Source organism: Marinifilum breve (assembly GCF_003202155.1).
GTDB lineage: Bacteria > Bacteroidota > Bacteroidia > Bacteroidales > Marinifilaceae > Marinifilum > Marinifilum breve.
This window is the reverse complement of sequence record NZ_QFLI01000001.1, coordinates 377,210-394,059: the sequence shown is the minus strand read 5'-3', so window position 1 is coordinate 394,059 and position 16,850 is coordinate 377,210. Positions and strand designations below refer to the sequence as shown.

At 36.3% G+C, this 16,850-nt stretch carries 12 protein-coding genes; 5 read left to right on the top strand and 7 right to left on the bottom strand.

What is annotated here, in order from left to right:
- Positions 1–167: 167 nt before the first annotated feature.
- Positions 168–3,668 (bottom strand): S8 family serine peptidase, encoded by a 3,501-nt coding sequence (locus DF185_RS01625; RefSeq protein ID WP_110358975.1) that lies wholly within the window; start codon positions 3,666–3,668, stop codon positions 168–170.
- A 767-nt stretch (positions 3,669–4,435) separates the two neighbouring features.
- Here DF185_RS01625 and DF185_RS01620 point away from each other — a divergent pair.
- Positions 4,436–5,173: an HU family DNA-binding protein gene (locus DF185_RS01620; RefSeq protein ID WP_110358974.1), complete on the top strand. Its 738-nt coding sequence runs from the start codon at positions 4,436–4,438 to the stop codon at positions 5,171–5,173.
- Positions 5,174–5,218: 45 nt separating this feature from the next.
- Here the strand turns inward: DF185_RS01620 and DF185_RS23480 are convergent, their stop codons facing one another.
- The 3 genes from DF185_RS23480 to DF185_RS01610 form a co-directional block, all read right to left on the bottom strand.
- Positions 5,219–5,407 carry a hypothetical protein gene (locus tag DF185_RS23480; RefSeq protein WP_133249929.1) on the bottom strand — a complete coding sequence of 63 codons (189 nt, stop codon included), beginning with the start codon at positions 5,405–5,407 and terminating at the stop codon, positions 5,219–5,221.
- An 81-nt stretch (positions 5,408–5,488) separates the two neighbouring features.
- Entirely contained in the window at positions 5,489–7,180 is a 1,692-nt protein-coding gene (locus DF185_RS01615; protein WP_110358973.1) for a S41 family peptidase, read from the bottom strand.
- A 198-nt stretch (positions 7,181–7,378) separates the two neighbouring features.
- Complete coding sequence (locus DF185_RS01610) at positions 7,379–9,694, bottom strand: KAP family P-loop NTPase fold protein (protein ID WP_110358972.1); 2,316 nt, start codon at positions 9,692–9,694, stop codon at positions 7,379–7,381.
- Positions 9,695–10,251: 557 nt separating this feature from the next.
- Between DF185_RS01610 and DF185_RS01605 the strand changes: the two genes are divergently transcribed.
- The gene (locus DF185_RS01605; RefSeq protein WP_110358971.1) at positions 10,252–11,706 is read left to right on the top strand and encodes a DUF3360 family protein; all 1,455 of its coding nucleotides are present in this window, start codon (positions 10,252–10,254) and stop codon (positions 11,704–11,706) included.
- 276 nt (positions 11,707–11,982) lie between these two features.
- Complete coding sequence (locus DF185_RS01600; RefSeq protein ID WP_110358970.1) at positions 11,983–12,297, top strand: putative quinol monooxygenase; 315 nt, start codon at positions 11,983–11,985, stop codon at positions 12,295–12,297.
- Positions 12,298–12,785: 488 nt separating this feature from the next.
- Here the strand turns inward: DF185_RS01600 and DF185_RS01595 are convergent, their stop codons facing one another.
- Both DF185_RS01595 and DF185_RS24140 read right to left on the bottom strand, forming a co-directional pair.
- Positions 12,786–13,382 (bottom strand): acetate uptake transporter, encoded by a 597-nt coding sequence (locus DF185_RS01595; protein WP_110358969.1) that lies wholly within the window; start codon positions 13,380–13,382, stop codon positions 12,786–12,788.
- A 401-nt stretch (positions 13,383–13,783) separates the two neighbouring features.
- A complete protein-coding gene (locus tag DF185_RS24140; RefSeq protein WP_369073406.1) occupies positions 13,784–13,921 on the bottom strand; it encodes a glycoside hydrolase domain-containing protein in 138 nt (45 codons plus the stop codon).
- Between the two features lie 98 nt (positions 13,922–14,019).
- Here DF185_RS24140 and DF185_RS01585 point away from each other — a divergent pair, with 98 nt between their 5' ends.
- Together DF185_RS01585 and DF185_RS23525 are read left to right on the top strand one after the other, a co-directional pair.
- Positions 14,020–14,961 carry a hypothetical protein gene (locus tag DF185_RS01585; protein WP_110358968.1) on the top strand — a complete coding sequence of 314 codons (942 nt, stop codon included), beginning with the start codon at positions 14,020–14,022 and terminating at the stop codon, positions 14,959–14,961.
- A complete protein-coding gene (locus tag DF185_RS23525) occupies positions 14,933–15,106 on the top strand; it encodes a hypothetical protein (RefSeq protein ID WP_165835909.1) in 174 nt (57 codons plus the stop codon). Before DF185_RS01585 ends, DF185_RS23525 begins: the two co-directional genes overlap by 29 nt.
- A gap of 36 nt (positions 15,107–15,142) precedes the next feature.
- Here the strand turns inward: DF185_RS23525 and DF185_RS01580 are convergent, their stop codons facing one another.
- Positions 15,143–16,765, bottom strand: a complete 1,623-nt coding sequence (locus DF185_RS01580; RefSeq protein ID WP_110358967.1) for an AMP-binding protein — start codon at positions 16,763–16,765, stop codon at positions 15,143–15,145.
- Between the last annotated feature and the right edge of the window lie 85 nt (positions 16,766–16,850).

Below are 16,850 nucleotides of genomic sequence, written 5' to 3'. Positions count from 1 at the left end.
TGTATGATATTGTTGTTATTAGGATGTGGGATGAGAACTATTTAGCTGTAGTTATTATTTAGATTTATAGCTTTTTATCTTTTCACGATTCAAACTTTCAAGACTTTCGGAAAAAAAAGCTGCCTCAAAATAATATTGAGACAGCTTTTGATGAATTTACTTAATTATTAACGTTTAATCAGCTTCTTGGTTTCACTGTTTCTTTCATCTTCAAGGATGATAAGGTAAGTACCCGAAACAAGATTTGTTACATTAACTTCAGTAATATTAGACACAACTGGAATAACTTTAATCAGATTTCCATTCATGTTAACAATTTTAATGTTACCACTTGCACTTATGGTTTCGATCTTTACGTAATCACGTGCAGGATTAGGACTAAGCTTTAATAGATCAGTTGGTGCTTCGTTGCCTAGTGGATCAGAAATTGTAAGGTCATTATACTTCACCGATGTAGAAGCATTGGTAATGTTTACAGTATAGTCTTCCACTTCTCCATAACTGAAAGTTTCGCAAGGAGTAGCAGCTGCATTGTATTTCATGCTAACACGCATTCGGGTTGTTCCCAGTTTTGCATCGCTTGGAACTGTAAAGTTGCCCGATAAAGTACCACTACTGCTGGAGGATCCATTTACCATTTCTTCGTTGGAATCAAATGTTCCATTCTGATTGAAATCGATCCAAACATGCCAGAATTCAGTATAGCTTGAACTTCGGAAACCGGCACTAATGTATATGGTTTGCGAACTTCCTGGGTTTAAATCAGTACTCATGCTTGTGTAATCGGCATAACCACCATCGTTGCCAGTGCTGTTATCGATACTTCCCAAGCGAACCAAGTCGATCCATTCGTAGCTCGAATTGCTTCCTTTAGAAGAACAATAGTTCAAGCTGGCAGCATTTGTTGTTACATTGTACGTGCTTGAATAGTTGCTCGAACCAATACTATTTTTAGATCTCAATCGGTATTCGTAGGTAGTTGATGCATTCGCACCTGTATAATCGTAACTGGTTGATGTAGTATTAAATGTACTCCAGCTGCCACCTTGTTCTCTGATATCGATATCGTAAGAATCGGCAGTGGAAACAGCATTCCAATTGATTGTGAATGAATTGGTAGTAATGTTGCTGGCACTTATTCCATCAGGAGTAGGAGGAGGTGTTTGAGAAGCCGCTTGAATGTTTACGGTATAATCTTCCACCTCTCCATAATTAAAGGTTTCACATGCCGTTTGAGCTCCATTGTATTTCATACTCACACGCATTCTGGTTGTTCCCGAAGCGGTAGTTGGAATGGTGATGGAACCGGTTACTGTAGTTTTGCTCATAGATCCAGCATCAAAAGCCAATTCATCAGAGTCATTAAAAGTACCATCCTGATCGTAGTCAATCCAGATTTTCCAATATTCATTATAGCTGGTTCCCGAGAAGGATGGGCTCAATGAGATATTGTACTGATTTCCGGCATCCAAATCGATAGTGGTGGATGTGAAATCGGAATAACCTGCCGCTGCTGATGTTTTGGTAAAGCTTCCAATTGTTACCTCTGAAATCCACTCGTAACTAGAATTGTTTCCTTTCGAAGTACAATACTCAATCGGAGCATCAGAGGTTGTTGTGTTTGCTAGGGCTGAATAATCACTGCTTCCTGCATCATTGTTCGAACGAACTTGATATTCATATACCGTAGAGGCTTGCAGACCTGTTACATTCTGATTGGTGTTGGTAGTATTGTAATTGGTCCAGCTTCCTCCTTGTGGACGAACCTGTACATCGTAATCAGCCGCATGATTGGCAGCATCCCAAGTCAAGCTAAATGAATTGGAAGTAATGTTGCTAACCGTGATATTTGCTGGTACATCTGGACTAGGAGGCAAGGCAAGAGTGGTAACATTTCCTATTGCGGTGTAGTTACTGCTTCCTGCACTGTTGGTAGCTCTAACCTGGAATTCGTAAGTGGTTTCGGCACTTGCTCCCGTGTAGGAGTAGGAATTACTTGATGCACTATAAGTATTCCAGCTTCCTCCGCTTTCTCTGATCTGGATGCCATAAGAACTTGCCCCTGAACTTGCATTCCAACTTAAATCAAAAGAAGCAGCTTTTACGTTGCTTGAGGTAAGACCTGTAGGAGTTGCTGGCGGGTTACCATCAGAAAGAGCCGCATAAGCATTCATTCGTCCGCTTCCCAATTTACCTAAGAAAGTAGGAATGGTAGCATCGATATTATCAACCGTATTTACCAGTTTATTGCGTACCTCTTGCGGAGTGATATTGCCATAGTATTTTGATACGATTAAGGCTGCAACACCAGATACGTGAGGACATGCCATTGAAGTACCCTGCATTACACCATATTGGTTGTTTGGTAGCGTAGAATGTACAGCAGTAGGATCGGTATTCGAAGAAATCAATTCTCCTCCTGGAGCCGAAATATCTACCCAGGTATCGTAATTGGAGTACCATGCTTTCTCGTCTTTACAATTTACAGCACCTACAGCCAATGCACTTTCATAACATCCCGGATACCATAGTCCCGAGTCATCATCATTACCTGCTGCGATAATAACGATACCACCATTCATTGCTTCATCGGCACCACCTGCATTGGCAATAAAATAATCGATAGCATCCAATACCGCCTGATCGTAAACGCCTTTGTTACTATATCCCCAACTGTTTTGAGAGATTACAGCACCATTGTCGGCTGCATAAGTAAGAGCTTCGGCAAATCCACCACTTGAAGTGTTGGTAAAAACAGCACAAGACATGATGCGAACACCATTGTTGTTTCCGTCACCACCTGCAACACCAGCTACACCGATTCCATTATTGGTTTCGGCAGCAACCGTACCTGCTACGTGAGTTCCATGATCATCGGCAGGAATTGTTCCATTGTTATCAACAAAATTAAATCCGTGAACATCGTCGATGTAACCATTGTTGTCATCATCAACTCCGTTGCCTGCAATTTCACCTGGATTCACCCACATGTTTCCAATAAGATCTTCATGATCCCAATCTACTCCGCCATCTTCTACGGCAACAATTACATTGGGATTTCCTGTTTCAATTTCCCAGGCTTCCAATAAGCTGATATCAGATCCTGGAGTACCACCATTTTGACCAGTATTCTCATAATGCCACTGATCTGTAAATCGTGGATCGTTAGGAGCTGTATTCAAAGTTGGAGGACTAGCTTTTGGCGATTCGGGTAGGGGAGTAATGCTGTGCGAAACCAGCTTAGCTTCCGGAATTGCCTGTGCCATCGATATTTCACTAATGTTATTGTACTGAGAAATCAATTGCTTGACAGGTGTGTCGGAACTGAACTCAATATCGTACCATAAGTGCAAACCAAACTTACGGTGTTTGGCTTCATGTTTACCTGCATCGCGGAAAACACGTTTCATTTTGTAAGCTGTGAATTTTTCGTTCAGCTTATCTACGGCTCTCATGTTGGTTACAACATAGCCATCCTGAGGACGAGCTTTTAGTTTGTGACCTTTTTCAAGGTTTTCAGAAAATACATCCACTTTCGCCTGAATGGTTTCTGAGAATTTTACCCGGATAACGCCTTTGTAAAGGCCTTCGGAATTAACAGCACGCTTTTGTGCAAAACCTACCTGAAAGATTAGAAGTAGGACAATAAAAAATGTAAAGTTTTTCATAGAACTTAATTTAATTGTGATTGGTTTTCGTTGGGCAATCACCAATTTATGACATTTTTTTAATATGATGAAAAATATTTATTGTCTAATTGTTGATTTCTTGGTGAAATTCTTCTGGTGAAAATTCTGTAAGCCTGATAAAATAAGCGATTGATGCGTTTGAAAAATTATTAGGTTAATGTTAAAATTTTTACAAATCGATTTTAATATTCAAAAAATGTCAATTAGTAATCAGAAAGTGTTTGTTAATGTCTGTTTTGATATTTCTCCAACTAGCGACAAAAAGAGAATTTAAAATCAATATGAGGAAGTGTGATTTCTTAAAGAATACTGTGCTTTTATTGATTTTGTACGCTAAGTAGATATGTTTTTTGTGTGGAGTGATGTGAAAATATGTTTATAAAACTAATGGTATTAACCTGATTTCACTGTAAGCACAAGTAAACGATATGTTGTAGCTGTTTTTCGAGATTGTTGGGAGGCTTGCTTCAATTTTAAATGACAAGTTAGACTAGTAAAATGTATTTCGCAAGGTGCTTTATACCCTTCCTTTTGTAAGGAATATTGCAGGTAATTGGAGTGAAATATTTATGCTCCCTTCTATTTGGGTGCATTGAAAGAGAAAATATTCATTTTTAACGCACAATTATATACTAAATGATTCATGATGAGCGTTTCCTTGTTGTCTTGGTTGTAATCATAAACCTGATAATGTGAATTATAAGGAGTAATTCAGGGCCAACAAACTCAACTAACAATAGATTTTTATGGAGAAAAAGACTAAAAAATCGGTAAACATTGAATTACATGATTGGGCATTGGGAGATAGGAAGGGAGAAAGAATAGCTCGTGTAGTTAAGACCAAATCAATAAATACAGATGACTTGGTAAAATTGGTAATTGATCGCAGAACAGAATTTAGTGCAAGTACCTTAAAGGCTTCTTTTGAATTGATGAAGAACATGGCGATAGATCAAATAATGAATGGTGCTTCAGTTCATTTTGGTTTGGGACATTTTCAATTAAATGCCAATGGAATTTTTAATAGTGATAATGCAGGATGGGATAAAGACAAACACAATTTGTCTGTAAAGTTTTCACCTGCAAAAGAAATGAAAAGTGCTTTGAACAATTGTGAGGTGAATGTACTTGGCAAAGCAAATTCTTCAATTACTATTAATACAGTAACCGATTTGGTGACAAAACAAATTAATAAGTGCTTAACTCCCGGAGGTGGAGTAGATGTTTCAGGAAAACGTATAAAGATTGCAGGCGATAAGAAAGAGGTTGGAATAAAATTACTGAAATGTGATACAAATGAAGAAATTCTCATCCCCAGAACTGCAATCATGCAGAACACATTGAGCTGCATTAAGTTTGTAGTTCCTCATGATCTTCAAACAGGATTCTACCAATTGGTTATCGTTTCGCAATATACCAGCAATGGCTCATATTTAAAGAAGCCAAAAACCTATATTTTCCCTATGGTATTTGAGGTAGCATAGGAATGCATTGTGCATCCTTAAGGGAAGGCTGCTAGCTGTCCGAAGCTAATGTGCTTTGCGTTCGCCTAAGTGTGCATTGTTTCTACCGCCGGTATAAGGTGTTTCTACCGTTCGGTATAAGGTGCATCTACCGTCGGTATAAGATGTATCTACCGTCGGTAGAAGGTATCCATCCTTAAGCGTATGGATTGTCCAATCCTCTTTGTGATTGATTAGCCCTTCATGAAGGAGCATAAGTGAGCATTGAGTTATTTAAATGAACACGCCCCACCAATTGTTTTGGTGGGGCGTGTTTTTCTATGATTTCATTCTTTGTTATTTCTGTGCAATAGTTTTTCCTAAGGTGTTTCCAATTGTTTCAATAGCTTTTTCCAATACTTCATCTTTTTGGGCTTTTAAACCTTCAGCTGTTGGTTTTACCTCAATATCGGGAACAATACCAATGCGTTGTGTTTCTCTACCATCAGGATAAAATACGCCGATGCCTGTCATGTAGCTCTTAAAATCACCAGGAATATTTAATTGGGAAACATTACCATCTGCACCGGATGTCTGGCTTCCTATTACAATAGCATTGGGAGCAGTTTGCAGGCACATGGTGGTAAATTCGGCATGGCTTTGTGTTTCTTCATTTACCAGAATCACAACTTGTCCTTTGTATTTAGGACCTTCCTTGCCACCACATTTTATGCTTTGAGTCCATGTAAATTTACCTGGATAATTCAGGTTGGGTACAGTAAACTTCACAAACTCCTTAGGTTCTTCATTCAAATAGTTGGAAATATCGTACATGCTTCCTCTAGGGTAGTTTCTAACATCAAATACAATGGCTTTGGTATTCATCAGGCTGTCCATCATAGCAGGAACATCCATGCGTTCTAGTATTCCCATATTTACATATCCTATGTTGTTTTCCAGTATTTTCCATTTGGGATCCTTGCTCTTTTCAAGCTTGAATTTACTAAAAGGATACCTTCTGATGGTTTTGTGTAAGCCCTTTCCGTTGCGAATGTATTCGATATGAAGAGAATCGGAGGATCCGTTGAAAATACACTTGTATGCATTTCGTAATTTCACCGAAGCATTAGATGCATGAATGTATTTGTCCTTCTCTTTAAGAATTTTTGATATGGATTTGCCATTAACACTTGTAAGGATATCACCTATTTGTAAATCATCTTCCTTGGCAAGCTTTTGGTCATAAAAGCCGGTAATTATTGCCTGTTCATCTATAATTTTAAATTTTGCGGGTATCCAACGTGAACCTAAATACTGATTGGTGAGAGATGTTCTTAATCCTGCATGGCTGTCGTTGATTTTTACAACCAATTCCAGCATTGCCAAATGAAATTCCTTTTCCGATTGGCAGTTGGCAAACTTTGGAATCATTTCTATTAATGCTTCATCCCAATTCTGATCCATCTGGTATTTGTATGGGAAAAAGTATTCAATAATGTTCCAGTATTTGAACAAGCTTAATAATCGGTACTCTTTCTTGGTCCAGTCGAAGCTGTTGTGTAAAGGCTCGTTCTTCAGTTGAATGTTGCCAACATATGGTACAGAGGAAACGTAGTAATGATCTCCCTGAGCGCGATTTTCTTCTATGAATTTTAATTTGCTACACAGCTCTTTGCTAAATACTTCTTCATTACTAATCCAATCGAGATTGAAGTTTTTGTTAAAATATCGATCAGCAGGGATGGTATCTACTATGCTAATGTTTGGAACTTCCCCTAAAGAGTCAAGTAGTTCCAGGTAAACTTTCGATAGTTCTTCTCGGTTGCCTGCTTCTTTTACTTGAGACAGGACTGTGAACAACTGTTTGTCCCAATAAAAAGGATCTTTTCCGATGTTTGGGTGATAATATTTCAAAAAACCCCAAACTTTTGCTGTAGTTGCTAATTTTTTGGTTTCCCAAAGTCTGTTTTGTGTTTGAAAAAAGGAAATTGTAAGATAGGATATTAGACCAATAATTATAATGGTCATCAGTAATCTTGATTTCTTCATGTTGTGTGTAGAATTTTGTGTATGTCGAAATGATTACCTAAAAATAAGAATTATTATTGGTAAGTATCCTTATGATTAAATTAAAAGAAGTTAAAAAAAGTATTTGTATGTATTTTGGAATTGAATGGTGAAGGCTTAGATAGTAGTGGAAATGAAATCGCCCCACTGATGTTTTGGTGGGGCGTTGTTGTTATATCTTCAACTGGTTTTGTATGGAGAATTATATCCTTCCGGATCGTCTTGATATCTTTTTAACTCTGACTTGAATAGCTTGATAAATTTTTCATTTTGAATGTAAACTTCATCTGTGTTATTTATTTGATTTACATGCTTTTTGATCTCGCTTATTTGAATGAATCGTGATAAACTATCAAACGATATTCTCTTGTGAGTTTTATGTCCATAGTCACCAAACGTAGTGCTGTGAATTGTTGAAATGAAATGAGTAAGGAATTTTATTAACTTTTGTGGATTACTCATTAATTCATGTAAAAATTCTTCAAGTTTTATTTTACTTCCCCAATCTTTCCACCTATGAATTATATGAGAAAAATTAGGGTTTTCCAGTATTTTTGAACTTTCGATAGATTCTAATCTATTTATTATTTTTCCTTTCATCATAGAAAGTTCTTCATCTGTAAAAAGTGAACCTTCCTTTCCCTCTTCTAGATATTGTGCTTGATAGCTTGTTAACTGTAATATGGCGAAAAGACCTTTTGATTCGTCAAACACTCTTTCAATAGTTGAATAAACCTTAGTTTCTGAGTTAAGTCTTAGGAGTTGATAAAAAATTCTGATTATAATCATATCTATTCCTACGCTAAAAAATCCTTTTCGATCAGGATTAATTATATCGCTTACATTATTAAGTGCAATTAGAATGTTTGTTATGGTTTGAGCATTAAAAATATCAGAATCATTAGTGTAAATTTCAAGTATTGATAAAAACCTTCTAATTTTATCATTCTCAACAAAAGTATTAAGTTCTTTTTCAATGGAATGGACATCTTCAAGAGTGCCTATAAACTTTTGAATTTCATACTCAGTTAATTCGTTGTCATTTTCTTCCCCATTCAAGGTGAAATATGAATCGAATCTAGCCCCTGAGCAAATTCTGAGATTTTTATTCCAATTCACTTGAACACCATTAGCGTAAGTTGTTCTTCCAGAATTTTCTATGTAATAATTGATTTGAGGAAATAGTCTTTTTATAAGTTCTTTAATATGTGGTTGATGAATTTTATCAAGCATTTCAAAACTTGAATTCAATTCAATTTTTCTGATTTCATTAGCTTTTTTATTGTCTTGTTTTAATGGAGCATCAGTAAATAGGTTTTTTCTAGATTTGATAAATTCATAATAATTTGGAGTAAATACCCTAATTGACTCAAGGGCAACGAAATCAATTACATTTACTTCAAATATTTCTTCTTTATGTAGTAAATGAAGATTAAAGAGAAGACTATTAGTATAACGCTTAATATCTCTAATATTTTGAAAGAGATTCTTAAAACCAGAGTGATAAATATTATTCCAATGTGATTCATTTTCTTCAAATTTGGAACTGGCAGATTTAGGAAGGTTATCAAAGACTTTATTTAATTCTTTAAATAAGAATTGTTGAATTCTATCGGTTCTAGTATAGGGAATGTTGAAATCGACTTGGACAATTTTTTTAAGGTAATCTTTTCCATCAACACCTATTTGCTCTTCTAAATTAGCTTCTATTATTTTCTCATCATAGGCAAGTAGATAAATTGTATTTGGAAAGTCAGCATTTACTCTGATAAGTTTGAATATTTCTGAAATCTCTTTTTGAGTTAATCTATCAATATCGTCGATGATTATTAGAAGTTTTCTTTTCCTTTTCTTCAGTTGTTCAGTAATTAATCTTTTTAATTCCTCAGCAGATTGAGTATTTAAAGACCTTATCTGAAAAATAATGGAAAGTTTGCTTAGTATGTTACTAAAAAACTGTAAAACTAAAAGTGCTAAACCAATGACAAATAATAAATTTTCATAAAATTCAGTACTCCAATTTAGCCATCCGATAAATTTTCCAGATAATAAACTTGTAGCAATTAATAATATAAAAATATTAGATGTTATCTTATTTGATTCAGTAGGCTTATTTTTGAAACTTATTAACTGACTATATAGCTTTAGTTTTTTAGCTAGTTTGTCATCCTTTTTCTCTATTCTATTTATTTCTAATTCTGTAGCAATATGATTGAAGAATTGAAAACTAAGAGTGTTTGATTTCGAATAAGACCAAGGATTGAACTCTATAATTGTTGGATCATTTACCTTTTTATTTTTATACAATTCAATAAGCAAATTTATAATTGAAGACTTTCCTTCACCCCATTTTCCTTTAAGTGAAATGATCATACTGTCTTCATCTTCCCAATTAGATAAAGATTCTTTTAACTTTTTCGTAAATGGTAAACGGTTTAATTCATCTTCAGAACTATTTTTTATTGGTCTATCACTTATAAAATCAGTATTTGTCATAGTTAAAGATATTTAAAGTGGATTTCATTTTTGATATATGAATTTATGAAAACTATACATGATAAGCTATAAAATGATTGTATTGTTAAGTAATAGGTAAGGTATTTAGATCTATTCTAAACGCTATTTGTGTTTTCGGCCTAATTTAGTCTCTCTCTAAATTCTATCGATTGCAATATGTCGGAAATATTTCTTTCAATTCCCTTCGAAATAAAGGTAAGTAAACAAAATAAGTGTTCCGGACTTTTTTTAGGCATACAAGTGTGAAATGTTTTTGAATTTGGTGGGAGAGGTAAAATATCATTTTCTGTAGAAGAATTCCAGTTTATCGTGAAATCAAGATATCTGGATACAATTGGTGTATTTCTATTGATCTTAAAAGTAGAATTGGTTTTGCAAATTGAGAATATTCCCAATATGTACCTTAAGTGTTGCAGTAGTGCGCTTTAAGGGTGCTTGCCTAGCATGGCTTTTTTCTTAGTTTTACGGTGATTTATAGCCCCTGAAAACGCGTAGGTAGCTGAATAGGGGTATGTAAAACTCAAAAAACATTTATAATGAAGAAAGAGAATCAAAACTCTTACAAAGAAAAGCGCAAAAAGGCGCATGAGTTCGAGAGCAGAGAAGCGTATCTGAATCACGAGCTTGAGATTATGAAATTTCGCAGATGGCGCATCCACTTGCCATTTAGAGATTTTAACATTGAATTGGAAGACTGGGTGCCTGCTTTGGCTGCTACAATTGGTAAGGTGGTAATGGTAACCGCCATGGTTGCTGTATTTGCTACCCAGTTTGGTTTATCGCCAGAATTCGTAGCAGAAAACGTTCGTTACGAGTTGTTAATTGCCGGAGGTATTTTTGTACTTCTGTTTTCGGCAATTCTTAATCCTAATGCCAACCTTGCAGGAACTCACGGTCCTATGATTCCGCTGATTCCGATCATCGCAGCTGCTGGTGGTCATCCGCTTGCATTGGGTATTTTAATTGGGGTATTTGGTCTGGCTTTGAGTATTACCAAAGGTGGATCGAAATTGATGAAACTCACCGGAGTTGGAGTTCGTGGTGGACTTCTAATTTATTTGGGAGCTGTAGGTCTGTTGAGCCAGATTACGAAATTAGAAGCCTGGGCTTCTTCTGGTGATATTGGATATGTTTCCTTTGCTGTAATCGGAATCACCATTTTAATTTATGCCTATTTGGCAAAGATCAACAAGCGTTGGTTGGCTATTCCTTTGTGTTCGGCCATTGCAGGTATTGTTGCTTTTGCCTTGGGTGCCGATTTTGCTTTTACAACCAAACCTGGTTTGCCACACATGAACCCAATGTGGTGGTGGGGTGAAGATACAGGATGGCAACTTGGTTTACCAAACGTTGGTCATTTTATTGCCGTTATTCCTTTTGCAATTCTTGCAGTTGCAATGTGGTCGCCAGATTATTTGGGACACCGTGTATTCCAGGAATTGAACTATCCTAAAAAAGCCAAGAATGTATTGATGGATGTGGATGATACCATGACTGTAGCATCTGTTCGCCAGATGATTGGTACTGCTTTAGGTGGTGGTAATATTGCCTCGTCATGGGGAACATATATGATTCCTGCAGCAATTGCAAAGCGTCCTATTCCTGGTGGAGCTGTATTAACGGCATTGCTTTGTGTATTAGCATCGGTATTCGGATATCCTATGGATTTAGCAATGTGGGAACCAGTATTGCGTGTAGCGCTAATTGTTGGTGTATTCTTGCCATTGCTTGAGGCGGGTATGCAAATGGTTCGAAAGCACAAAGATTCATTGAGTGCTGGTACTTGTATTTTTGCATGTGCTTTTGTGAATCCTGTTTTCGGATGGGCATTTACCATGTTGCTTGACAACCTTGGTTTGATTGGAGATAGCGAGCGTGCTGCTGAATTGAGTTGGAAAGAAAAGCTAATTATTCCTGGAGCAATGTTTATTGTATGTGTTGTTTCCCTTGCTTTGGTGGGACAGCTTCCTGGAATCCCTGGAATTTTTTAATCGACATTTATTAGATCAATATATGATGCCGTTCCGTTTGGGGCGGCATTTTTTTTATAACAGTCCAATAGTCCATCAGTCCAATAGTCGAACAGTTATTGCTAATTACAATATCTTTCGTATGTACAAAGCAGCAGAGCTGCGTAATATTTGTAGTATGAGATTTATTCTTGTTTTTGAGGTGCAGAGCACCGAAATATTTACTGTTATCATGAATGCTGACCTATTTTTTCTTAAGTTTGATTTCGAATTCATTTAATTAAACAGAAAAGACAAATGGAAATCAGAAAAAACGAGACACAATTGGTGTGTATCGCCAAATTTATAGCCAAAGAAGGAGAAGTTGATCAGTTGATTAAAAATCTTCATTCTTTAATTCCAATAACAATGCAAGAGGGTGGATGCATTCGTTATGAATTGAATCAATGTATCGATGAGCCCAATAGAATCACATTTATTGAGAAATGGTACGATCAGGTAACTTTCGATGCGCATTGCAACAAACCATACATAGTAGAGTTCTTTAATGATGGAAAACCACATCACGTAAAAGAATTTGAAGTGACATTGCATAAGGAGTTGTTGCCGTAAGAAAGCTTCAAGCATCAAAATACTTTGTTTGATGATCGTCCTCTTCTAGGGCTACTCTTTATACATATTTATTTTTGTGAATATATTTTGACGAACCATTACATATGCAATCGCTTAATTGCCAAGTTCTCACCTTCTAGGGGAGATGGCGACAGCCAGAGGGGTGCATTTTGGATTATATTTTTCTTATCTCACCCTTTAGTCTGTCGACAGTTTCCCTAAAAGGGAAACACTCAACTTGCTAATGCTATAAATGATTCATTATTACTTAATCAAAATACTTATTCCAAATTTGTGTATAAAGAGTAGCTTCTAGGGGAAGTGCCGACAGGCGAAGGGGTGCAATACAAATTGATAATTACGATTTTGCAGTTTGAGATTCCGACTGAAGTTCGGATTCTCAATTGTTAATCGTATAAAATAGAAAAGGGAAATCGGATATCATCCAATTTCCCTTTTCTATTTTATCTTAGAAGACTAAGCTCTGCTTATTTTGTAGCAGGGCTTAATTCTTTTTCACCAGCTTTAAGCCACGCTTCACCAACTCCTAAAATGGTTCTACCTGCAACACCATTAATGATAATTGCTGCCATCATGTACCAAGCTGCAAGTGCACATGCAATTAGTACGTAAGCTGCAGCTGTATTCATTGCTGGGAATCCAAAGTGTCCTAAATCCAATAGAATGAATCCTAGCATTAAAATACTGAAAGTAGTTGCCATTGCTCCGTGAATAAATAATGAAGCAAACCAAAGAATTAAAGTAAAGAATGTATAGGCAAGTAAGAAATAACCTACATCAGTACCGGTAGATTTGTAAATACCGAAGTGGTTTAGCATCCACACAATTCCTATGGCAATCCAGAAAGATCCATAAGCTGAAAATGCTGCGAAACCAAAGTTGTTTGCATTTTTGTGTTCTAATAGACCTGCGCACAATTGAGCAATTCCACCGAATGCAAAACCTACAGCCAATACTGGACCTAATCCACATAGTCCAAGGTTATGCAATTGTAATAAAATGGTACTTAAACCAAATCCTCCAAGTCCGACAACAGCCGGATTTCCTAATTTTACGTTGTTCATCACTAAAGTTAATTTTATCCTAGATTGAGCGGCAAAACTAACAAAATGCCTAGCAGGTAATTAAAGCGGATTGTAGTTTAAAAACATACCTACTGTACAACATTTTCCTTTGAAAAGTGTAAGCTCGTGATAAACAGAGCTATTTGAGGTTTGTGTGCCTTTTCTTGACTTGATGTTGTGTTGCACAATAGTGTTTGTAACGAATAGATTGATAGATTATTATACAAAAGAGGAAGGTGTCCAAAAGTAATTTTATTGCACTTTCAACGACTTTAACCCTTACATCCCTAAAGGGAGGTCGTTGAAATTCAGATTCCCTTTAGGGTCAGGGTAAAACTGAATTTCAAATTGATTGCACAAAACTTTACTTTTGGACACCTTTTTTTAAAGTAAGTTATATATTATTTTTTTGCAGTCTTGCTCATGTAAAAGATGATTTCACCACCATTCATGATGACAGTGTGTTTTAGAGTAAAGTTGCTTAGAACTTTACCATTTAATTCAACTCTATCTACATAAACATTTGTTTGAAAATATATTTTGTATAGAATTTCAATATCCGTAATTTAGATTGTCTGTTAAATTTAGTTTGTATGGCAACAGACTCTTAATATCACTTTAAACCAATTTTATAAAAATGAAGAAAATTCAATTAATCTTACTTGCTGTAATTATTTGTATCGGCAATTACGCTTCTGCTCAACATTCGAGCAAGAGATTTATGGTAAAATCAGGTTATGTGGAAATGAAATTGGACGGTACAACTAAAGGGCAGCGTTTGATTTGGTTTGATGATTATGGGAAACTTTACAAAGAAGAAGTAAAATCAGAAACAAAAGTAAAGGTTTTCGGAATTGAGTCATCAGAAAAAGCCCACACATTAACCATAGTTAAGGATGGTGTGATCTATAATGTAAATCAAATGGATCAAACCGGAACAAAACTGGAAACGGGCATTTCATCTGAATATTATGCGGCCTTCGAAAATATGTCGGATGCTCAAAAAGAAGAGTTTGCGGATGAAATGTTGGAAGCCTTTGGTGGCCAAAGATTAGGGACTGAAAAATTTTTTAACAGAACTTGTGAAAAAGTAAAGGCTCTGGGTACAACAGTTTGGTCTTATAAGGGCGTTGTTTTAAAATCTGAGGCAAAGATGCTGGGAATTGAAAGCAGTGAAGTTGCTGTTAAGTTTGATGAGAATATAAAAATTGCATCATCAACATTTGATGTTCCTGGAAATATAAGTTGGGGTGAACCTGAAATGAGGATGGGACAAGCTTTAGATATGTTTTCAGGAGAGGAGATGGATTATGATTCGGATGATGAAGAAGTATTCCCAGTTGAATACCCATACAATGAATTTCAGGTTGCTGTTGGGAAAGTAAAGTACAGCAATTTTATAAAATCAGCAGTTTTTAATGTAGATGGACAATACGTGGCCTCCTTTACAAAAACAATGACAGAAAACTTTACCATTGTTGCTAGTTCAGATAAGGGTATTGATTCAAACGAAGCTCAAGAGGAAATGGCAGCTTATAGTCATTTTACACATGCTGGGAAAAAAGATGCATTTTGGTGATGCCATTGATGATGATGGAAGTGATATGAATGCTTCTGCATTGATTATTGAATATCCTTCAGAAGAAATGATTATATCCATTGTGAGTATGCCCAAAATGACAAAGTCTCAAGCTTTGACAATCGCAGATCAATTAAAATTTTAAAATAAAACCCCGGCTCCAAAAGAGCCGGGATGTTTTTTATCTTCCAACCAATTCTAGTTCACGACTGGATATCTCTCGCATCTCTACTTTTCTAATTTTTCCTGTTACCGTTGTTGGGAATTCTTTTGTGAATTTAAAGTACTTCGGAATTTTATAGGTTGCAATCTGCCCCTGGCAATATTCGCGAAGTTCATCTTCACTTACCGATCTTCCTTCCTTGAATTTAATCCAGGCCATCACTACTTCGCCATATTTGTAATCGGGAACACCAATCACGTAAACCTCACTAATGGCTTCGTGTGTGTGCAAATACTCCTCAATTTCGAAAGGAGAGATGTTCTCACCACCTCTAATGATCATATCCTTGATTCTACCAGTAATAGTAACATAGCCTTCATCATCCATACTTGCTACATCGCCAGTGTGCATCCAACCTGCATCATCGATAACTGCATTGGTTGCTTCTTCGTTGTTCCAGTATTTTAACATTACCGAATAACCTCTGGTACAAAACTCTCCACTTTCTCCACGTGGTACAATTTTTCCAGTTGTAGGATCAATGATTTTAATTTCCTGATGAGGGTGAACACGACCAACAGTGCTTACTCTTTTATCCAATTGGTCATCTACGAAAGTTTGAGTGGAAACAGGTGAGGTTTCAGTCATTCCGTAGCAAATGGCAACATCGGTCATGTTCATTTTTTCTTGCACCTCTCTCATTGCTTTTTCAGGACAAGAAGCTCCCGCCATAATACCGGTTCGCAAACTGCTCATGTCGTATTTTTCGAAGTTGGGATGTTCCAATTCGGCAATAAACATTAATGGTACACCATACAAAGAGGTACATTTTTCATCTTGTACAGTTTTTAGAACAGTTTCTGCCTCAAAAGCCTCTCCTGGAATAATCATTGCAGATCCGTGTGTAATGCAGGCAAGATTTCCCAGCACCATTCCAAAACAGTGGTAAAAGGGAACAGGAATACAAACTCTGTCATTCTCGGTATAGTGCAATCGTTCACCAATAAAGTAGCCATTATTCAGTATGTTGTGGTGAGTTAATGTAGCTCCTTTGGGAAATCCTGTTGTTCCAGATGTGTATTGTATGTTAATCGGGTCATCGAATTGTAAGGTGGCTTCAATGTCTTCAATTTCCTGGGTAGAAATTCTTTTACCAGCTTCAATTAAAGCTTGCCAATCCCTATCAAGAATTACAATTTGCTTTAGATGAATGCAGGATTTTCGAACTTCCTGAATGATTTCAAAGTAGTTTGTCTTTCTAAAGTTTTTGGACATGATTAGCAGGCTAATCTCCGACTGACGCAAGGCAAATTTCAATTCTGATGCCTTGTAAGCTGGGTTTACATTAACCAATATGGCACCAATTCTGGCAGTTGCAAATTGTACGATCACCCACTCGTGTCGGTTTGGAGACCAGATTCCTACGCGATCACCTTTTTTTACACCAAAAGCCAACAAGCCTTTAGCAATTTCTTCTATTTGGTTCCAGAATTCCTGATATGTGGCACGATAATTTTGGTAAGGAACAACTAATGCTTCTCTGTCAGGGAAAAGTTCTACGGTTCTTTTTAATCTTTCAGTAATGGTTTCGCCTAAAAGAGGCATTTCTGAGCTACCATGCTCATACGATAGTTTATTCATGTCTATGGTTTTGCGCAGGAGAATTATTTCAATTCACCTGTTTTAAGATTAATAACAAAACCATCTTTTGCTCAAAAGAAAATTT